The organism is Chryseobacterium sp. GP-SGM7 (genome assembly GCF_049166575.1).
Classification (GTDB): Bacteria; Bacteroidota; Bacteroidia; order Flavobacteriales; family Weeksellaceae; genus Chryseobacterium.
This window is the reverse complement of record NZ_JBMHFF010000002.1, coordinates 581,867-603,438: the sequence shown is the minus strand read 5'-3', so window position 1 is coordinate 603,438 and position 21,572 is coordinate 581,867. Positions and strand designations below refer to the sequence as shown.

The following is a 21,572-nucleotide window of genomic DNA, read 5'->3' as shown; positions in this document are numbered from 1 at the left end:
CAAAATGAAAGAACACATGGAATTTAACGGAAACCACTTAATCGAATTAGGATATAGACCGAAGAAATGGTTTAAAGAAGCTATTGAGCATATCAACGAAAATAATTTAGATGAAAATCAAATCACAGCATATTTGGAACAGTTTAAACAACCCGAACTAATTCCGCTTCATGAAACCGCAAAAGATTTCGTCATCAACATCAAAGCTGAACATGAAAGTGAAAACGATAACGTGGAAAAAGTAATCAACACCATGAAAGTTTTGATGAAAACTCCAACTTTGGTTGCCGGAGCAATTATGCCAGATGCTTGTCCTACAGGTCCGGTGGGTCAGATTCCTGTTGGTGGAGTTGTTGTGGCGAAAAATGCGATTCATCCGGGATTTCATAGCGCAGATATCTGTTGTTCGGTGATGTTGACAGATTTTGGAAAAGCAAATCCTAAAGAAGTTCTGGATGTCGCCCATTCCATCACGCATTTCGGATACGGAGGGAGACCGAGAGGAGAACAGATGGAAATGTCTCAGGAATTAATGGATGTTTTCAGAGCGAATGATTTCTTAAATGATGAGAAATTAATCAGCATTGCCCGTTCTCATATGGGAACGCAGGGTGACGGAAACCATTTCTTATTTGTCGGAATTTCTAAAAATACCGGAAATACGATGTTGGTGACGCATCATGGTTCAAGAGCTCCCGGAGCTGCTTTGTATGATAAAGGAATGAAGGTTGCGAATAAATTCAGAATAGAAATTTCCCCTGAAACATTGAGAGAAAATGCCTGGATTCCGTACGAATCTGAAGAAGGAAAATCGTATTGGGAAGCGCTTCAGTTGATCAGAACATGGACGAAAGAAAACCATACTTCTATTCACGATGCGACCTTAAATAAATTAGGAATCGAAAAAGAAGATAGATATTGGAACGAACATAATTTCGTTTTCAAGGATGGAGATTTGTTTTACCATGCAAAAGGAGCAACGCCTTTGGATGATAAATTTATGCCGGATATTACGGGACCGAGATTGATTCCGTTGAATATGTCAGAACCCGTTTTGATCGTTCAGGGAAAAACGAATGAGAGAAACCTTGGTTTTGCGCCACACGGAGCGGGAAGAAATTTCAGCAGAACACAGCATAAAAAATCTTTGGCTCATAAAACGATTGAAGAAGTTTTTGAAGAAGAAACCAAAGGATTAGATATCCGTTTCTTCTCGAATGAAATTGATATTTCGGAACTTCCTACAGCCTATAAAAGCGCCAAAAACGTGAGAGCGCAGATTGAAGAATACGGACTTTGCGAAGTTCTGGATGAAGTGATGCCTTACGGATGTATTATGGCAGGTGATGTGCAGAAGAATGCGCCGTGGAAGAGGAAGAAGAAGTTTAGAAAGGCTTAAGCTTTCTTATAAAAATATTTTATGTTTTGTCCTTCCGTAGAATTATTATTTAAAAAGAGAGATATTAAAATTAAACGATTATGGGAATCCGTAGTCGTTTTTTGTACATTCATATTATATTTACAGTAAACTAATAACAATCTTCCAACTTATGATAACAAGAATTGAACTTAATCAAGTTGCCAGCTATAAAAATCATGCTGAAATAAATGATCTCAAAAAAGTAAATTTCTTTTTTGGAAATAATGGTTCTGGAAAGTCTACAATTGCTCGTCTATTTTACAACCTTTCTCAAAACGAAGTTCTTTCAAGTCCTTTCAATAATTGCTCGATTGATGGCTTTAATCGAAATGAAGAAGAAATAATTGTATTTGATTCTGATTTTGTACAAAATAACTTTTACATCAAAACTGAATTATCTGGAATTTTTTCATTGGATGAAAAAAACGAAGAAATTGATGAAAATATAAAAAATGAATATATAACATTATCGAACATTGAAAAATCAATTTTAGATAAAGATGAAGAAAATAAAAAACTTGAAAAATTAAAAAGGCAAGAGTTTGTTAATATAGTAGAAGATTGCTGGAGTTACAATAAGGAATTTCAAGAGAACTTCAACAAAATAAATTTAGGTGGAAGAAAAGATCCTTTTTATGAAAAACTTGTTGAAATAAACAAAACGGAATATTCTTCAAAAACCTTAAATTATATCTCTGAAAAATATAAGAAATACTATTTAGAAGAATTAGTTAAAATAGAGAATAACATTTCCGATAATCATTTTAATGAGATACTTGATTTAGAAAAAAAACTTAACAATGCTTTAGAAGAAATTATTATAGGAAGTAATGAGATTCCTATTGCTTCTATTATTAATCAATTAAACAATAGTGCTTGGATTCAACAAGGAATAAATTTCTTGGATAAGGAGAAAGAAGTTCAGGATTGCCCTTTCTGTCAGAAACAAACAATTGATAAAGATTTATTAGAGCAATTTGAAAGTTATTTTGATACTACAAGAGAAGAAAAAATTAAAAATCTTAAAGGTTTATATTCAAGTTATATCAACAAAGTTTCTTCTTTTGATTCAAGTTTGAAGGATTTGACAGATTTAGATTTGATCAAATTTGATGTCCTAAAAATACAAAGTCAGCTAACAAAAATTTTGAATAAAAATGAAAAAGAAATTCAAGCTAAAATTGATAATCCTAACGAAAAGAAAAAGTTAGAAACCATTGAATTATTTAAAATCGAAATTGAGAAAATCAACGAAAATATTAGAATACACAATAAAGAAATTGACAACATAGAAGAAAGCCAACAAGAATTAAAAGATGAAATATGGAAATATATTTCTCATCAGGTTAAAGATAGAATCAGTTCTTTTAAAACTACTAATGATATTACAGTTGAACGGATAGAAAAATTAAAAGCAGAAATTAAAGTTTTTGAAGATGCAAAAATTAATTCCAATGGTAAAATTAAAGAATGGCAAAACCAAACAGTAAATACGCAAAAAGCCGTTGACAATATAAATGATTTGCTATTAAAAAATAATTTTACAGGATTTAAAATTGAAAAAAAGGAATCTGAGAATAATATCATTAAATATTATATCCTGCGAGAAGGAGAAACTTCCGAAAGCCACATTTTTAAAACCTTAAGTGAGGGAGAAAAAAATTTTATAGCCTTTTTATATTTTTATCAAATGTGTTTAGGGACTAACGATACACAAAATTCTATAAAAAAGAAAATTATTGTAATTGATGATCCAGTATCAAGTATGGATAGTCAGGTTTTATTTTTTGTTTCAACTATAATAAGAAGACTAATTGCCAAAAAAGGGAAAGGAAAAGATCAACAACGAAATAATTTGATTGACCAATTAAAAAATGAAAATATAGAACAAGTTTTTATTTTAACACACAATATTTTTTTCTATAAAGAAGTTGCTTTAGCCTTTGGAGGAAGAATATGTAATTCGACCGCATATTTTAATGTAAAGAAATTTAATAATGAATCAATTATTGAGAGAATAGAAAACTATAAAAATGTAGCGTTCAATGATTATCAATTATTATGGCAAGAAATCAAAAAAGATGATTCTCTAAAAATTTCAATATCTCTTATGAATAATATGCGCAGAATTGTTGAAAGTTATGCAAATTTTATGGGACTAATAAATGGTGTAGATTTATGGAGCTTACGAGAAGATATACCTGAAGAAAGTTCAGAGAACTTAATTATTACAGCATTAATTTCTGAAATGCAAGATGGAAGTCATAGTGTATCCACAAATGATGAAATTTATTTTACAAGAATCTCTGATGAATCCAAAGAAGTTGCATTAAAAACTTTCGAACTATTATTTGAAAAAATAGGCGGTAAAAGTCACTATGACAAAATGATGCAAATATGATTATCCCCGCTGGTGCGAGCGTCACGCTCGTACCCATTGTCAATAAATACGATTGTCACAAGCGAGACGCTTGCGCCAGCAAAAGACCAGAAGCAATTCCGGTCTTTTTTGCTACCCTCAACTTAACATAACATCCTAAAAATCAAAATACTTCAACAAAACATCCCCCACATTCAAAATAATTTCTATATTTGAATCATTAACAAAAAAACACAATTGATATGTCAAGCACCTCAGAAGTAGGTCACGCTAAAAATGTAGCGAACCTTCAAAAAATTACGCAACAAGTTTCTACGTACAGCCTTTACAATCCACCGATTGCCGACATTACAGTGCCGAGTCTTCAGACTTTATACACCGATGCCGATGCAAAACTGACAGAAGTTGGAGACAAAAGAAGCGCTAATAAAAATGCCATCGTTGCCCGTCAGACCGCTTTCGAAAATTTGAGTTGCTACCTGTACCAGAATCATCAATGTATTGGAAATTGTAGGCTTACCACAGGGAACTTTAAACCAGGCAAGATCTTTAACCCAGACCATTCAGGGCAGTTCAAGGAAAAGCAAAACACCGGTTGAAGAAGGCAAAGAAGCTCCTAAAACCTCATCTACTTCCCGACAGTCTTTCACCTCAAAAACTGAAAATTTCGGACTCCTCTTACAGATGCTTTCCACCCTACCCGCTTACACACCTAATGAAGATAACATCAAGTTACAAAACCTCAGCACGTATCACGACTCATTAAAAGCAGCGACCCTCGCGGTAGACCAAACTGAGTCTGAGCTGAACACCAGAATCATAGAACGAGACAGAATTCTTTATGCAGAAGAAACCGGAGTGTATGCTATCTCCCTAAAAATTAAAAAATACGTCAAAAGTCTATACGGAGCCACTTCCCCGGAATATACCACCGTCTCCGCTATCGAATTTACCAAAAGAAAATAATTTGTGTTTAAAATCGAAAAATATTAAAATTTTGTAATTCAGTATAATGAATGTCTGTAAATTTTAATACGTAAATTTTCAACTGTTTGTTTATCATTCCGTAGGAAACCTAACGAAGTGGTTCGACGAAGTCAATCTCAACAAGCCGAAAATAAGCAGCTTAGATTCCTGCGGAATGACAAAGTGACTGCTCATTTAGCTTTATAACAAACGGATATTCATATTCAATATTGTATCAAAGTAAAGTTGCATTTTTAGGATGTAACTTTATTTTTTTGCAATGTATTTTCACTTTTTCCCGATGTCATTCTACATTGGCATGATGTAGTTTCACATTCTTCCGATGCAGTTTTACTTTCTTGCATTGTAACTTTACATTTTTGCGTTGTAGTTTTACATTGTTGCAATGTAATTCCACATTCTTGATTAGAAAAGTTCTATTTTCTTATTACAAATCCGATAGCTCCGATAGCGCGGATTTGTAATCCGATAGCGCGGATTTGTAATCCGTGCTGTCACACAATTAAAAATAAAACAGTAACATCATCTAGTAGTACTTTTTCAGTATTTTCCAGAAATAATGCGGGATAGTCACGGATTGCAAATCCGCGACATCGGTCTTTTAGCGGAAATAAGAGAAAATCTATACAGTCACTAAAAAACAAAGGCTCCGAAATTCGGAGCCTTTACTGTACTATAATCTATTCGGTTTTTGATTCCGAAATTGAATATTTATTTAACCATTCTGATTTCTACGGCAACAAAACCTTTTGGAGATTTCTCTTTTTCAAAAGATACTTTGTTTCCTTTTTTAATCGGCTCCATACAGTTGTTACTGTGGAAGAATACATTTTCTTTAGAACCGTCTTCTGTAATAAAACCGTAACCTTTTTCACTGAAAAATGTTACAATTCCTGTTTTTACAACTTCTTCAGCCTCAATCGGAGCTGCACCCAACTGGATGTTGTTGATGTCAAAATCTTCAACATTGCTGTTATCCGGTGGTGTAGAAGTCAACTGACCGTTTGCATCAACATACATAATCATGTCATCAAGACCTTTACCTTTGTTGTTGACTGTTTTACGCTCTTCTCTTTTCTGAGCTTTTTCTTTTGCTTTCTGAACTTTTTTCTTGAAATTTTCTTTTTTTGAGAAAGAATCCGCCATATATATTTAAAAATTTATTTGTTACGAGCTGATATTTGAATGAAGTTTTACTTTAAAACATTTCATCCCACCAAATACTATTTCTGAAATTGATGTAGAAAGGTATCCTATTGTTTTTCAGTAATGATATAAAGATTGCCGGTACAAATATTTTTAAGGAATAAACTGAGGCATCTGAAATGTGAAAACTTAGGGAAAAATAAATGTTTTTTAACCCTGCCTGAAGCAAAAGTCGAAAACCTTTCTATTAATTGCTATGCAAATATACGAAAATATTATTGGTTTTAAGCTAAATATAACTTTTTCATAGTCAAGAATTTATAAAATACAATTTCTTTATTAAAATAACAATGGAATATTTTTTCAAAATTGTAACAAAACAAAAAATCCAGCTACCAATTAATTGATATATCAATAATTGATTAATCATTATTAAATTTTTAATTATGGAAAAATTAGATTCAATCATATTCTACAATATAGATAAAGCGATAAGAACCTACAGAAATTATGCTCAGAGACAGCTAAAAATCAATGGTTTTACCATTACAATCGACCAATGGTTAATCATTAAAGCAATTCTCGAAAACCCTGAAATCACTCAAAATGAAATCGGGAATTTGGTTTTTAAAGACAATGCATCGGTAACAAGAATTATCGAGCTATTGGTAAAATCAGAATATGTAATCCGAACAGTTCACAGCAAAGACCGAAGGAAAACCAATCTGGAAGTAACAGATTCTGGTTTAAAAATCATTAAAGACGTTCAGAAAATTGTAGAACAAAACAGAGCCATCGCATTAGACGGGATTTCCAAAGAAGAACTGCAAATCATGAACAATGCCCTATTAAAAATCTCAGAAAATACTATTAACTCTAAAAAATAAAACACGATGGCACGACTAATCCTATTCATTTTTGTTTGGCTGCTTTCCATTTTCAGCATCAAACTTTCAGCACAAACTGCTATACAAAATCATTCGCTTTCAGGAAGCATCGATTCTGATAAAATTAATCAGGTTGAAATCAATCTATTTAATTCTGAAAACAAACTTGTAAAAACCGAAGTTGCCGATCAAAGCGGAAAATTTACGTTTAATGATCTTGCAAACGGAAACTATATCGTAAAAATCAACAAGAACGGTTCTGAGGTCTACAAATCTGAAACTGTTTCTGTTACAGAAAATACAAATCTTCCCATCATTCATGTAAACGAAAAAACGATTGAAGGCGTTACAGTCACAAAAGCCAAACCTTACATCGAAAGACAGGAAGGAAAAATGATTCTCAATGTAGAAAACAGCATTGCCGCAACCGGAAATTCAGCTTTTGAAGTTTTAGAAAAAGCTCCCGGAGTTAATATTGACGGAAGTGACAATATCAGTTTACGTGGAAAAGGAAATCTTTTGGTTCAAATCGACGGTAAAAACATACCAATGACCGGAACTGATCTTGCCAATTATCTTCGTGGAATTTCGTCTTCGAGTGTAGAGAAGGTGGAATTTATTACCAATCCGTCTTCAAAATACGATGCAGCGGGAACTTCAATTATCAATATCAAGCTTAAAAAAGACCAGCGAAAAGGAACAAACGGAAGTCTTTCTACTTCACTGGGAACGGGAAAATATATTAAAAATAACAATAATTTCAGCATCAATCACCGCAACAAAAAAGTAAACATCTTTGCCAATTATGGCTTTGCGTACAGAGAATTTTACAATCATTTAGTTTTAGACAGAAACTTTTATGACAATAATGGAAACTTTGAAAAAGCTTATCTCCAGGACAATTATTTGAAGTTTAATTTCAGAAATCACATTGCAAAAGCCGGGATGGATTATTACATCAACGACAATAATATAATCGGATTTTCTGCAGGTTTCGTAAGCAACAGATTTGATCCGAGAGGTGATAATTCGAGTTTGGTTTTAGGCAGTAATCAACTTCCTGAAAGTACTTTCACCACACAAAATCGCTCAAAAGACCATTGGAAAAATGCTTCTTTCAATCTGAACTATAAATACAAAATCGATTCATTAGGTTCAGAATTGACAACCGATTTGGATTATATCAATTATTCAAACACTTCATTGCAGAATTTTGACACAAAAAATTACGCTATCAACGGTGCAATGAGCAGTTTTAATATTTTAAAAGGCGACATTAACGGTGGTTTAAATATTTACTCCTTAAAATCTGACTTATCTAAACATTTGAAAAACAACTGGAAAATAGAATCCGGTATTAAAACCAGCTTCGTAAAAGCCGACAATGATATGCAGTTTTTCGATGCTACTTCGGGAATTTCAATCGTTGATCAGAGCAAAACCAATCATTTCATCTACGAAGAAAATATTAATGCTTTGTACGGAAATGTTTCTAAAAAATGGGATAAATTCAGCACCACATTTGGTTTAAGAGCCGAAAACACCAATGTGACGGGAACGCAGATTACCACCAATCAGGTGAACAAAAAGAATTATACTCAATTGTTTCCGAGTGCCGTATTTTCTTATGATCTGAACGAACAGAATAATATTGAACTTAATTTCAGCCGAAGAATTACAAGACCAAGTTACAATCAGTTGAATCCATTTAAGTTTTTCCTCGATCCTACAACGTACAGAGCCGGAAATCCAGATTTGAATCCGCAAACAACAATGAATTATGAGTTTACTTACAGCTTAAAAAGCAAATATTTTGCTACTTTAAGCTACAGCAAAACTTCAGATAACATCACCGATGTTTTGAAACCAACCGTAGAAAACGGAAATATTGTGGTGGTTCAGACCAATGATAATTTAAGTTCGGCATCTTATTTAGGATTGTATCTTATTGCTCCTGTGAAAGTCGCAAAATGGTGGGATATGAACAACAGCGCTAATTTCTACTATGGTTCTTACACCGGAAACATTTCCGATACCTATATTAAAAACCAGGGAAATTTCACCTTCAATCTCAACAGCATTAATTCTTTGAAACTTGGAAATGGTTTCACAGCCGAACTTACCGGAAATTACAGAGCAAGAGAAGTCTATGCTTATATGGATCTGAAACCAAACTGGTATGTGAATATCGGTGCTCAGAAGAAATTTAAGAACAACAGCACTTTAAAATTTGCCATTAATGATATTTTCTTCACAAGCAATCCCGAAGCTAAAAACGTTTACTCCAATTACATCGAAAATTTCGTAGTGCGAAGAGAAACCCGTGTTGCAACGCTTTCTTATACCTACAATTTTGGTTCATCCAAAAACGGACAACCAAGAAAAACCGGTGGTGCGGATGATTTGAAATCGAGAATTGGGAATGGGTAAAGTTATTGTGAAGAATTAGTGTCATTGCGAGGGACGAAGCAATCTTTTGCAAAAGCAGATAAATAAAGATTACGGAATTTCGTAATCTTTATTTTTTATGAAGAAATCATATATTTGGTAAAAACTAATTTGCTCAAAGTCGGGAGACTTTGCGCAGCGAGGTTTTATATTTAGTTTGAAAATTTGTTACAGGCAGCTTTCAGCACTTTCTCTCCCATTGTATCTGGAATTATCGGAGTTTCTTCAAAAGGACCAGTAGAAGAACTTTTCACTTCACCATCTCGGTTGTAGATTACCATGATTTTAGTTTGCGTAGTTTCTTCATCACAATCTCCTTCCCACTTTGAAAGAGAATAATCTCCGGGTTTTTGATTATTTTGCCTTTTGGAATCTTTATCGGATTGTACAGATTTTACCCAAAACTTAATTTTAGTAGAATTTGTTTTTGCAGAAACATCTCGAATGAAATATTGGGTGTCATTTGCTGAAGTTCCAACAAATTCCCAGTCTTCCTGTGCAAACAAAACTACAGGACATAGTAATAGAATGAATAATAGTTTTTTCATGATAAAGTTTTTCCAAATATAATGAAAAAAGCATAAGACTTGCATAAGAGACTGTGTTTTGGGGAAGAAAAGGCCGATGTAAATAACGTTGCTTTTTACTATTTGTTGTTTGTATTTCCAAAAGAATAGTTAGAAATTAATGACTTTTTTTAATCGCTCAGGTTATATCTGTCGATACCACTACTGTCAGCGAAGTCGATAAAACTAACTCATAAAAAGATTCGTGCAGGAGAGCGAAGGAATTTTGAAAATACATTTATGATAAATAATAATTCGCACAAAGTCTCCCGACTTTGTTTAGAGTGAGGAAGATAATATTCAAATTACACGAAAATTTGAAAACTTAAACTGTAGTTGAATTGTTATTAGGACGTGAGACTATCAAATAAAAATCTGTGATATTGCGTAGATTCAGAAGTAGGATATGTAAAACGAGAAAAATCATCAATGAATAAAAAATAAGCTTAGATTCAAAGCTGAATACGAAAATTTGATTAACAAGTGGTGTTATTAAACATGAAATAATTAGAACAACTTCAAGTACTACAGAATACGTAAAATTTATCAACAATAAATCATAAAGCATAATAGCTCTATTTTTTATAATTATTCCAGTTTCTTTTCTTCTGATTCCTTCTAAATTCTCTCCATTACCAGTAGTTAATATTGTAATAACTGCTATCGAGAAACCTAACAGTACGCCTATAACATTGATCGAAGATTCTTTAAAAATATTGAACAATTCCGTGTTTTTTACATCTGCAATATAAACGCAAGCAACAGTTAATATGAATGGAAGTATCCATTCATAGACAATAACACTCTTTTTTTTCAATGTTTTAAAATAATCGAAAACTATTAAAATGAATTCTATATACATTATTCAAAATTATTTAATACTTCATACATCTTTAAAAATACATCATCTGTTACTACCTCGCCAGTACCCGGTCTAAATTCTGCATTTATATACTCTTGTCTTTCTAAAAAATCAGTATTTATAATTACTTCTTGATTGCTTTGATTTCTGCCAACTATTCTTATTTTATTAATATCCCGTCTCCCTCCATTTATTAAAGCAAACACATCTTGAGCAAAATCAGTAATAGAATCTCTGTTTTTAGCTGTAACGTTAACCACAATATCATGCTTTACGCTATCAATATTCTCAGAAAAATTTAAGGCATCACTACCTAATAATTGTTTATCAACTACAACTTGCGTACTAACTACCCTACTTAAACGTTCAATTTCTTCTAAAAAATTTTCTTTTACTACAGTTTCATACCCATATATTATAATTGGATCTCCAACAAGGGTATGACTATAATTATTTAAGTAAGTAATAAACTGTCCAATGTTTATCCCCGCTTGTTTTTTCTCTAAAATAAAACATACTCTTGATCCAATGAATTTCATAGCAACATGTGTTTTTTCAGAATCACCTTCTTCTAATAGTTTTGGGTTTTCCCTTTCTTCTACAGTATCTCTATGTAAAAGATTGGGTCTATAACTATGTGTTGCACTTTTAAACAACACTTTGCTTTTAAGCCCATTATTAGTTAATGTATACGAGTCTAATAACATAAATTTATTGCTTCCTAATTCAAATTTTCTCTCTTCTTTGGGTAGGTTAGTAATATCAGTTAATAAATTCTTTATTGATTCAGCTATATTAATGTTTGGCAAGGCTGTTAGATAAAAAAAACCGATTTTTCTTGATTTAGTTGACATGTTTATAATTTTTTTGATAAATATATACATATTTATCAATAACCACCACCGTATTTATACGTATAAATATAAACCCCTATTACGTCAAAACTTGACGTAATATTTATAAATTATTTTTTAACAGCAACCCCGCTGCTCAAAGTCACCAGATTCTGAGCAATAACTTCAAAAACAGATAGTGTGGACTTATTCTCATTGCTTATATTCAAATAATAACAAATCTCAGCCTCACTCTGAGGTTTCCCCTATCGCCAAACTTAACATAATATCCTCACTATCAAAATAATCCACTGAAAAATCATTTCAATTCAAAATAAATTCTATATTTGAATAAATAATTTAAAACACAAATAAGATGTCAGGTACTTCAGAAGTAGGGCACGCCAAAATGTGGCAAACCTACAAAAACTTACCCAACAGATTTCCGTTTACACGCTTTACAATCCGCCCATTCCAAATCTTACAATTGCTAATCTTCAAGTATTATAAACCACAGCGAATACAAAATTAGTCGACGTAGAATGCAAACGAAATGCTAATAAAAATGCCATCGCTTTGCGCCAAACCGCTTTTGAAAACCTGAAAACAACCTGTACCCGTATTATCAACCGTTTAGAAATTTTGGGATTATTGTCAGGAACATTAGATCAGGCAAAATCTTTAAACCGTTCTATTCAGGGCGGCAGTAAGAAAAAAACAATTTCCGTAAAGACTGAGAACGAAGAACCATCCACCAACAGCCAAATTTCCAGCTCCCGACAGTCATTTACCCAACAAGCCGAAAACTTCGGAATTCTTCTGCAATTGTTGGCTACCATTCCCGAATACAGTCCTGATGAAGACGAATTGAAATTAATCAATCTCAACATTTACAAAGATTCATTGGTAAACACTACTCAAAATGTTGACCAGACCGAAGCCGAACTCAATGTAAAGCTGATGGAAAGAAATAAAATTTTATACGCAGAAAAAACCGGACTCTACTCCATCGCCCAAAACGTAAAAAAATATGTAAAAAGCCTTTACGGAGCTACTTCAGCGGAATACACCACTGTATCAGCCATCGAATTTACAAGCAGAAAATAAAAAAATTCAAAAAACCAATTAATTTTTGCAGACAATTACAAGTAAGATTCAAACAGCATGCTTGTCATTGCGCAGGAATCTCATCACACTGCAAATAAAACGGTTTAGATCCCTGCGGAATGACAAAGTAAATGCTATTTTTCTTGTATTAGGACCAAAAGCTGAAGTGTTTTTCCATCTACTTTCACGATAAAGTTATATTCTTGCCATGTAACTTCATTTTTTTGCAATGTCATTTCATATTGGCACAATGTGATTGCATATTGTAATGATAAAAATTAATATTCTTGCCTTTCGGAATAATATTTTTGCATAGTAAAATTATAATTTTGCCTTGTAAAACAGTATTCTCGTATTACAAATCAATATTTTCTTATCTGCATTCAATAATCTATAAATTAAATACGAAAACCCCACAAAAAAACCACCGAAATTCAGTGGTTTTAATTTATATGATTTTAAAAATCTTAAGCTTCGTTCAAAGGCTTATGTTCTCCGGGCTCATCTTGCCCTTTAGGATTTACTTTTCCTTCAGGTCTTGCCGGTCTGTCTGGTCTTCCTTGTGTTCTTCTCTTGGTTTTTATTCAGGTCGGGGTAGTTTTGGCAACAATCTTTTCAACAAAATAATTCATTACTACATTTTGCATAGAAATCTGGAATAAACTGCCTTAAAATAATCTTAAAATAGCCTTAAAATGTAATATTCACTTTATAGTGTAAAATATAATTTTTATAATTGCAGAAGGTTTAAACATGAAATAATTTGTGGTGCGCAACACAGAATTATTAATGAATAAATACGCTTGCAAGCAAACACTCATCAGAATCCAATGATGTAAAAGAATGATTCTGAATTCTAATTAATATATTTAAATTACTAAAAAATGAAAAAAATTTTGTTGGGTATTTGTGTTATTTCGATGACAGTAAATTCATGTACAAATACTGATGGTTATGATGATTTGGGGCAACGTTCTAATATTGAGAATAACAACTTAAATTCTACAAATAAATCTTACAGTTTAGAAATTGAGAATCTTGCAAAAAAAATTGTTTTAGCTTCTTCAAAAATTAAGCTAAATGAAGATTTAATTTTAAAAAACGAGTCGATCTTTAAAATGGATCTTGAAAAAGGTAAGGTATTTAGTTCTGACCATGTAACTTTTGCAGAAATGGGAGATGTATTTCAAAACTATTTTGGTATTGATAAAGATGCTACCGTAGATTTATTCACAATCATCTATAATAATAGAGAGCTAATTTCAGAAGCAAACAGAGAACAGCTTCAAGAAGCAGTTGCGAATGAAGCTGAAATTTTTAATTCATCCACAGCATCTGAAAATAAACTGATTTTCGGCGCTCTGGTTACAGTTATCAATCCAAAAGGATGTGGATGGGGTGTAGCAGCGGGTATTTTAGATACAGGTATCTCAGCAGCAGCTACTGCAATATTTTCACCTACAGGCGTGGGAGCAGCAATTGGTGCAGTTGGAACTGCAGGTTATTATGCTTCAACTGTAGCACAGGCAGTCAGATGTAAATAAAATAAAAATTATGAAGCCAAGTATAATTTACATACAAACAGTTTTATCTTTAATTACTTTTTTTATACTGTACAGACAGAAAAGTAAGAAGAAAAATAATGGAATAAGTACTAATCTTAAAATCATCCTTGTCAGTATTGTAATGATATCCTTGTTAACACTTATATTTTTTATTTTTAAATATGATATTGATATTGTAGCATCTGCAAACTATATACATTATTCAATATTCTGCATATGGATAATATTACTTATTTATTTTCTATTAAAAAGATAAAAATGTATTTTATTTTTATAGAAGATACATAAGTTCTAAAATAATTCTTAGCTAAAGAATGAAAAAAACCACCGAAAATTTCGGTGGTTTTAATTTGTATGATTCTAAAAATCTTAAGCTTCGTTCAAAGGCTTATGTTCTCCTGGCTGATCTTGCCCTTCAGGATTTACTTTTCCTTCAGGTCTTGCCTGTCTGTCTGGTCTTCCTTGACCTTCTGGTCTCGCAGGTCTGTCAGATCTGTTTTGTCCTTCTGGTCTTCCTTGTCCCTCTTCTCTTGGTTTTTGTTCTGGTCTTGGTGGTCTTGGTAATAAAACTTTTCTTGAAAGTTTCATTTTCTTACGGTCATCATATCCCATAAATTTCACCTCAACTTCGTCACCTTCTTTGTAAGGAACTTTATCAAGACGAGCCCACTCGATTTCAGAGATATGAAGAAGACCTTCCGTTCCTTTTGCAATTGCTACGAAAGCACCGAAATCCATTACTTTTACTACTTTACCCTGGTAAACTTCCCCAATAACAGGTACAAAAGTAATTTCGTTAATTTTTGCAATTGCTTCGTTGATTTTCTCTCTGCTGACACCAGAAATCTCAATTCTACCAATTTCTCCAACTTCTTCAATCGCGATAACAGTATCTGTATCTTTCTGCATCTGCTGAATGATTTTTCCACCAGGTCCGATTACAGCACCAATGAAATCTTTAGAGATTTCCATCATCACCATTTTCGGAGCGTGAGGTTTCACATCTTCTCTTGGTTCAGCAATCGTTTCAGTGATTTTATCTAAAATATGAAGTCTTCCTTCTCTGGCCTGTAGAAGCGCTTTCTCCATAATATCCATAGAAAGACCCTGGATTTTGATATCCATCTGACAAGCAGTGATTCCGTCTGCAGTTCCTGTCACTTTAAAATCCATATCTCCTAAGTGATCTTCGTCTCCTAAGATATCAGAAAGAACAGTGAATTTTCCAGTTTTTACGTCAGTTACCAATCCCATTGCAATACCAGAAACCGGTTTTGTAATTTGAATACCTGCATCCATCAAAGCCAATGTTCCGGCACAAACTGTCGCCATAGAAGACGAACCGTTTGATTCTAAAATATCAGAAACGATACGGATCGTATAAGGATTTTCTTCAGGAATCATATTCGCCAAAGCTCTCTGAGCTAAGTTTCCGTGACCAACTTCTCTTCTTGAAGTTCCTCTTAAAGGACGGGCTTCACCTGTAGAGAATGGCGGGAAGTTATAATGTAAGAAGAATCTTTCGTCATAATTTACCATTACGCTGTCTACCATATTCGCATCTTTTACTGAACCTAAAGTTACAGCCGTAAGAGATTGAGTCTCCCCTCTTGTAAAGATTGCAGAACCGTGAGCTCCAGGTAAATAATCGATTTCGCTCCAGATCGGGCGGATTGTTTCAGGATCACGACCATCAAGACGGATTTTATCATTCAAAATCATCTGACGCATCGCTTCTTTTTCCACATCGTGGTAATATACTTTAGCAAAAGGAGTTACTCTCTCCAATTCTTCAGGATGCTCTACATACTGAGCTAAGAATTCAGCCAAAACAGCTTTGAATTTCTCACCTCTTTCTTCTTTTCCTGAAGGAGTTTTCGCTACTTCATATACTTTATCGTACGTTTCTTTCCATACTTTCTCACGAATTGCTTCATCGTGATTTTCGTGGCTGTATTCTCTTTTCGGTAAAGATTTGCCTACTTTTTCGGCTAATCTTTCCTGAGCTTCAACCTGCTTTTTAATTTCAACGTGAGCGAACTGAATTGCCTCAAGCATTTCTGCTTCAGAAATTTCTTTCATTTCACCTTCCACCATTACGATAGAATCTTTCGTTGCTCCCACCATAATATCAAGGTCAGCAATTTTAAGATCTTCGAATTTCGGGTTGATAGAAAGTTCACCGTTGATTCTTACTACTCTTACTTCAGACATCGGTCCGTTGAAAGGAATATCAGTAATCGCAATTGCCGCAGATGCAGCAAGACCTGCCAAATCATCAGGAATCGACTGTCCGTCATAAGAAATCAATGAAATCATTACCTGAACTTCTGCATGGAAATCTTCCGGGAATAATGGTCTCAAAACTCTGTCTACCAAACGCATGGTCAGGATTTCCTGATCAGATGGTCTGGCTTCTCTTCTGAAGAAGTTTCCTGGTATTTTACCACCTGCATAGAATTTTTCTCTGTAATCTACTGTTAATGGTAAGAAATCTACACCATCTCTAGCTTCTTTACTGGCTACAACTGTTGCTAAAAGCATTGTTCCGCCCATTTTTACTACTACAGATCCGTCAGCTTGTTTCGCTAATTTCCCTGTTTCTAATGTGATTTCTCTGCCGTCTGCAAGAGTAATCAGCTCTGTAATTGCTTGAGGTACACTCATAAATTGTTTTGTGTTGCGCTCCGTATTGAGCACTTTAATTATTTATATATCGTCTAAATGTGATGCAAATTTAGTGTTTTTGTTTTAAATAGTGTGATGAAAGTATTTTGGCATTAAATTCATCGTTTTATTTAAATTAACTATAAATTTTTCCTGTTAAAAATTCTATAACCCAATCTCCATTCAATATAATCAGCTTTGTGAAATTTGAATGATCTCAAACCTATTCCTATTAAAAAATTCTTTCCGACAGTGTATTGGAAACCAACCCGCTGATAAAAAATTGTTTTATCGTAACGGCGGTCAATTTCTTTTTTAAATAGGTAAAATCCAGGCTGAATCTGAATAGCAAATTTTGAAATAGAGAGTCGATAAGAAGGAAAAACATTCAGCAAAAGCTGTTCCCGCTGAAATCTTTTGGTATTTTGAATTACTCCATTCTCATCTTGATAAAATTTATTATTGTAATCTTCATCGTACATTAAACCGATTCCTAACCCAAGAGAAGACTTGTAGGTAATCTGTCTGTGATAAACTGTTTCCAGACCCCAATTCTGATGATGTTTACCTTCAAATTTCCGGATCATATCAACATCGGAAGCCTGAAAACCTGGATCTACACCGTAAAAAATAGAATGTCTTACGCCACCAAACACATTGACATCCAGTGTAGAATATTTATCAAATGCCGACAAAGAATCTTTGGGAGCAAATTGTCTTTCATCAAAATGATAAGTAAGAGAAATTTTTGGAGAAAAAGTATTCATTCCTTTATTCGGAAGTTTCAAAGCACCATTTGAAAAATGATTAAAATTTAAACCTAAACCTACATCGAAATGCTTTCCTAAATAATATTTATAATTAGCTCCAAGGTTAATATAAATACTTGCAGATGAGCCAAAAGTCTGATTAACATACCCTTTTTTCAAATCAAAAGGAGTCCAGTTGAAAGCAAACCCACCGCTTGTTTCATAATTCCAGGAATGAGTTGGTGTTTCTTTAATAACGCCGCCAAAAGTTCCGTAAACAGCAAAAGGCTTACCCATTTCACTATTTTTAAGATAATCAAAAGCTACAATTCCTCCTCCATAATAAGGTCTCCCAAATCTTTTGTGCCACTCCTGACTTCCATCGGTTTGTACAGTAAGTTCTGCAGAAACCCCGATAAATTCTCTGTGTTTAAGTTTCTTCAGATAATCATTTGTTCCTAAAAATTTTCCGAACTGCATACTTACAGAACCCTGCAAATTTGATCTGGAAATGGTATCCAATTCTTGGCAATTGTAAAAAGCCGATATCAACAGAAAGAAATAGAGATAAAAGTGTTTCAAATTTTTAATTTAAATTTTTTAAAAACAGCAAATTTAAACGAATTCTTTAAAGATTTATAAATTTCGTAATGAAGTTTTATGACAGTAAACGAAAAAAGCAACCTCTTTCGAAGTTGCTTCTTTATTTTTGGAAACCCGGATTGATTATTTTCTTAATCCTAGTTCAGCGATAATCGCTCTGTATCTTGTAATATCTTTTTTCTTAAGATAATCCAATAAACTTTTTCTCTTACCTACTAATTTCACCAAAGATCTTTCAGTATTGAAATCATGACGATTAGCTTTCAAATGCTGAGATAAGTGGTTAATTCTGAACGTGAAAAGAGCTACCTGTCCTTCAGCTGTTCCTGTGTCTTGTGCAGATTTTCCATGTTTTGCGAAAATTTCTGCTTTTTTTTCTGTTGTTAAGTACATTCCAATATTGTTTAATGATTATTATGTAACGGGTGCAAAAATACAACTATTTTTTTATTTGGCAAAAATATTTTATCTTTAAACAAAAGTTGGTCACATTATTGATTTCATGTATTAATTTTGATAGAAAAATATGTTAAAAAATTCTTAATAAAATTATGTCATCCCACTAAAAGACAGTAATTTTACAGCCGACAAAAAGATGAAAAATTTTTTATTTTACACGCTTATTTCTTCTGTATTTATCATCAGTATATCTTCTGTGAAAGCGCAGAAAAGTACTGTGCATGATAAAATAAAGAAAGTTCTGTACTTCAATCCTGAAGTAGAGCCCGATGTTGAAGAAATAAAAGAACCTACAAATCTGGCTTTCTTCACTGCTGTTTCAGACAATATCAGTGCATTTCGAAAAAATAAAATGCTGAGATCTGAAATTCAGGTTTCTTTCGACAGCATCGACTCTAAAACCATCATCGAATATTGCAAAAACAACGATGCAGATTTTGCTATTGTTCCGAAAGTAAAATATTTTAAAGTCGGGCTGGGAAAATACGTTTTCTCTAATCAGGTTGTAGTAAGCATGAAACTTTTTGATGCTGAAGGAAATCTCGTTACTTCCTCAGATTACGATACTTACCGTAAAAACATGCGACTTCTAGGCTCCGCAGAAAACTCTATAAAAATAGGAACAAACGGTGCTATGAAAAGTATTTTAAAAGAATTGAGAAAAATAAAACCTTCCGTGGAAGCCGGTTTTTGAACTTTAAATAAACCTTAAATTTCGCACATCGTTCTCCTATTCTAAAAAATTGAATTATTTTTGCATATCAAAAATTTCAGGTTTTGAATTCTACAGACGAACTTATCTTTAATCCCGCCGATATTGCCGAAAGACTTAGCGAACTTCACGCTGATGAAAGATTACTTGCTTTTCTGAAAGTTCCGAAAGAATACAAAGCCGACGTTTTTTCTCATCTGGATCCTGATTTCCAGGAAGAAACTATCCGAAGTATAGGAAGTGATGACGTTTCTGAAATTCTGAACGCGATGACTCCCGATGACAGAACGGCGCTGTTTGAAGATTTTCCGGATGAATTGATTAAATATTCCATCAATCACCTCAATCCTCAGGAACGAAGAATTGCTCTGAAACTTTTGGGTTACGATTCTAATTCTATCGCCCGACTGATGACACCTTATTACATTCAAATCCGTAAAGAATGGACGGTAAAAAGATGTCTTCAGCAAATCAAAAAAGTCGGAAAAAAGGTTGAAACTATTAATCATCTTTATGTAGTCGATGAAAGAAATCATTTGATTGACGACTTGGCTTTGGGAAGTCTGTTGTTAGTAGAAGAAGACACCTTAGTTTCTGAACTTACAGATAATCAATTTGTTGCCATTAAAACTACAACCTCTAAAGAAGATGCTGTAACCTATTTTGAAAAATATGACCGAACTGCCATTCCGATTATTACAGAAGCCGGAGTTTTGGTGGGAATTGTTACTATTGATGATATTTTAGACCAGATTGAATCACAAAATACCGAAGATATTCAGAAATTCGGAGGGCTTGAAGCTTTAGATCTGCCTTATACACAGACCTCTCTGATGGAAATGATCAAAAAAAGAGGAATGTGGCTGGTTATTTTATTTTTCTCTGAAATGTTGACTGCCTCTGCAATGGGTTTTTTTGAAGATGAAATTCAGAAAGCTGTAGTTTTGGCACTTTTCGTTCCTTTAATTATTTCAAGCGGGGGGAATTCAGGTTCACAAGCTGCAACTTTAATTATTCGTGCGATGGCTCTTCAGGAAATTGGTTTAAAAGATTGGTGGTATGTGATGAAAAAAGAGATTTTCACCGGACTTTTATTGGGTGGAATCCTAGGTATTATAGGTTTTCTCAGAATAATGATTTGGCATAAAGTCGGTTTTTTCGACTACGGAATTCATTGGGCTTTTGTAGGTTTGAGCGTGGGAGTTTCTTTAGTAATGATTGTTTTATGGGGAACACTTTCGGGTTCTATGGTTCCATTTATTCTTAAAAAGCTAAAACTCGATCCTGCTACTTCTTCTGCTCCTTTTGTGGCGACTTTGGTAGATGTTACCGGGTTAATTATTTACTTCTCCGTTGCCGGACTTTTCTTAACCGGAAAACTTTTGTAATTTTAGGCAAAGTCTAAAATTATATGAAATTAATTTCTCTCGTTCCTTCTATTACAGAAGCTTTGTTTGATTTAGGTTTAACGGAAAATGAAGTTATCGGAAGAACAAAATTCTGTATTCATCCTTCAGAGAAAGTAAAAAATGTAGAAATTATCGGCGGCACAAAAAATCTTAATCTTGATAAAATTCAAAGTTTAAAGCCTGATTTAATTTTAGCCAATAAAGAAGAAAACGTAAAAGAACAAGTCGAAGCTTTAATGAATGACTTTAAAGTGATTGTTTATAATACAGAAACGATTGAAGACAATTATTACTTGCTAAAAAACCTAGGATTACTTTTTCACAAAGAAGAAAAAGCACAACTTTTTAATCTTAAAATCTACGAAATTCTCAATCAGACTCAAATTAATTACAGAATAAAAACTGCTTATCTGATTTGGAATAATCCTTACATGACAGTCGGTTCAGATACATTTATTCATCATATTTTAACTGAAATTGGTTTTGAAAATATTTTTAAAAATCAAACCCGTTATCCGGAAATTCAAGCTACCGATTTAACAGAAGCTGAAGTAATTATGCTTTCTTCGGAACCTTTTCCTTTTAAAGAAAAACATATTGAAGAACTGAAAAAGATTTTTCCTGATAAAAGAATAATGATTGTAGATGGAGAAGCTTTTTCGTGGTATGGGACGCATATTGCGAAGTGTGAAAATTATTTTAAGGAACTGATTTCGGAATTTAACAATTAAGTTTTGACTAAAGTCAAGAGAATTTTCATATTGTTAAACGG

At 33.2% G+C, this 21,572-nt stretch carries 18 protein-coding genes; 11 read left to right on the top strand and 7 right to left on the bottom strand.

The window, feature by feature from the left end; all coding sequences use genetic code 11:
• The first annotated feature begins 598 nt into the window (after positions 1-598).
• From ACOOWA_RS11465 to ACOOWA_RS11450, 4 genes are all read left to right on the top strand, one after another.
• Positions 599-1,399 carry an RtcB family protein gene (locus ACOOWA_RS11465; RefSeq protein WP_421375589.1) on the top strand — a complete coding sequence of 267 codons (801 nt, stop codon included), beginning with the start codon at positions 599-601 and terminating at the stop codon, positions 1,397-1,399.
• Between the two features lie 151 nt (positions 1,400-1,550).
• The gene (locus ACOOWA_RS11460; RefSeq protein WP_421375352.1) at positions 1,551-3,821 is read left to right on the top strand and encodes an AAA family ATPase; all 2,271 of its coding nucleotides are present in this window, start codon (positions 1,551-1,553) and stop codon (positions 3,819-3,821) included.
• Between the two features lie 221 nt (positions 3,822-4,042).
• On the top strand, positions 4,043-4,399 hold the full coding sequence (locus ACOOWA_RS11455) for a hypothetical protein (RefSeq protein WP_421375350.1): 357 nt from the start codon (positions 4,043-4,045) through the stop codon (positions 4,397-4,399).
• Complete coding sequence (locus ACOOWA_RS11450) at positions 4,302-4,766, top strand: hypothetical protein (RefSeq protein ID WP_421375349.1); 465 nt, start codon at positions 4,302-4,304, stop codon at positions 4,764-4,766. The genes ACOOWA_RS11455 and ACOOWA_RS11450 overlap by 98 nt, the downstream gene beginning before the upstream one ends.
• Before the next feature lie 732 nt (positions 4,767-5,498).
• Here the strand turns inward: ACOOWA_RS11450 and ACOOWA_RS11445 are convergent.
• Entirely contained in the window at positions 5,499-5,933 is a 435-nt protein-coding gene (locus ACOOWA_RS11445; RefSeq protein WP_421375347.1) for a cold-shock protein, read from the bottom strand.
• Positions 5,934-6,379: 446 nt separating this feature from the next.
• Between ACOOWA_RS11445 and ACOOWA_RS11440 the strand changes: the two genes are divergently transcribed.
• Both ACOOWA_RS11440 and ACOOWA_RS11435 read left to right on the top strand, forming a co-directional pair.
• Entirely contained in the window at positions 6,380-6,820 is a 441-nt protein-coding gene (locus ACOOWA_RS11440) for a MarR family winged helix-turn-helix transcriptional regulator (protein WP_421375346.1), read from the top strand.
• A gap of 6 nt (positions 6,821-6,826) precedes the next feature.
• Complete coding sequence (locus ACOOWA_RS11435) at positions 6,827-9,250, top strand: TonB-dependent receptor domain-containing protein (protein WP_421375344.1); 2,424 nt, start codon at positions 6,827-6,829, stop codon at positions 9,248-9,250.
• A gap of 170 nt (positions 9,251-9,420) precedes the next feature.
• Here ACOOWA_RS11435 and ACOOWA_RS11430 read toward each other — a convergent pair whose 3' ends face one another.
• From ACOOWA_RS11430 to ACOOWA_RS11420, 3 genes are all read right to left on the bottom strand, one after another.
• Positions 9,421-9,816, bottom strand: a complete 396-nt coding sequence (locus ACOOWA_RS11430; protein WP_421375343.1) for a surface-adhesin E family protein — start codon at positions 9,814-9,816, stop codon at positions 9,421-9,423.
• 343 nt (positions 9,817-10,159) lie between these two features.
• Entirely contained in the window at positions 10,160-10,651 is a 492-nt protein-coding gene (locus ACOOWA_RS11425) for a hypothetical protein (protein WP_421375341.1), read from the bottom strand.
• Positions 10,652-10,695: 44 nt separating this feature from the next.
• Entirely contained in the window at positions 10,696-11,550 is an 855-nt protein-coding gene (locus ACOOWA_RS11420; RefSeq protein WP_421375340.1) for a hypothetical protein, read from the bottom strand.
• A gap of 555 nt (positions 11,551-12,105) precedes the next feature.
• Between ACOOWA_RS11420 and ACOOWA_RS11415 the strand changes: the two genes are divergently transcribed.
• Complete coding sequence (locus tag ACOOWA_RS11415; RefSeq protein ID WP_421375338.1) at positions 12,106-12,636, top strand: hypothetical protein; 531 nt, start codon at positions 12,106-12,108, stop codon at positions 12,634-12,636.
• Positions 12,637-13,520: 884 nt separating this feature from the next.
• Positions 13,521-14,180: a hypothetical protein gene (locus tag ACOOWA_RS11410; RefSeq protein ID WP_421375337.1), complete on the top strand. Its 660-nt coding sequence runs from the start codon at positions 13,521-13,523 to the stop codon at positions 14,178-14,180.
• Positions 14,181-14,570: 390 nt separating this feature from the next.
• On the opposite strand, the gene ACOOWA_RS11405 is transcribed toward ACOOWA_RS11410, so the two are convergent.
• The 3 genes from ACOOWA_RS11405 to rpsO all read right to left on the bottom strand — a co-directional run bounded on the left by ACOOWA_RS11405 (position 14,571) and on the right by rpsO (position 18,613).
• The gene (locus tag ACOOWA_RS11405) at positions 14,571-16,868 is read right to left on the bottom strand and encodes a polyribonucleotide nucleotidyltransferase (RefSeq protein WP_421375336.1); all 2,298 of its coding nucleotides are present in this window, start codon (positions 16,866-16,868) and stop codon (positions 14,571-14,573) included.
• A gap of 140 nt (positions 16,869-17,008) precedes the next feature.
• Complete coding sequence (locus tag ACOOWA_RS11400; RefSeq protein ID WP_421375335.1) at positions 17,009-18,139, bottom strand: acyloxyacyl hydrolase; 1,131 nt, start codon at positions 18,137-18,139, stop codon at positions 17,009-17,011.
• A 204-nt stretch (positions 18,140-18,343) separates the two neighbouring features.
• Positions 18,344-18,613 (bottom strand): 30S ribosomal protein S15, encoded by a 270-nt coding sequence (gene rpsO / locus ACOOWA_RS11395; RefSeq protein ID WP_027386233.1) that lies wholly within the window; start codon positions 18,611-18,613, stop codon positions 18,344-18,346.
• Between the two features lie 202 nt (positions 18,614-18,815).
• Here rpsO and ACOOWA_RS11390 point away from each other — a divergent pair, with 202 nt between their 5' ends.
• The 3 genes from ACOOWA_RS11390 to ACOOWA_RS11380 all read left to right on the top strand — a co-directional run bounded on the left by ACOOWA_RS11390 (position 18,816) and on the right by ACOOWA_RS11380 (position 21,531).
• A complete protein-coding gene (locus ACOOWA_RS11390) occupies positions 18,816-19,373 on the top strand; it encodes a pyruvate decarboxylase (protein ID WP_421375332.1) in 558 nt (185 codons plus the stop codon).
• Positions 19,374-19,456: 83 nt separating this feature from the next.
• Positions 19,457-20,779 (top strand): magnesium transporter, encoded by a 1,323-nt coding sequence (gene mgtE, locus ACOOWA_RS11385; RefSeq protein WP_421375330.1) that lies wholly within the window; start codon positions 19,457-19,459, stop codon positions 20,777-20,779.
• Positions 20,780-20,802: 23 nt separating this feature from the next.
• Positions 20,803-21,531, top strand: a complete 729-nt coding sequence (locus ACOOWA_RS11380; RefSeq protein WP_421375328.1) for an ABC transporter substrate-binding protein — start codon at positions 20,803-20,805, stop codon at positions 21,529-21,531.
• Positions 21,532-21,572 lie beyond the last annotated feature (41 nt).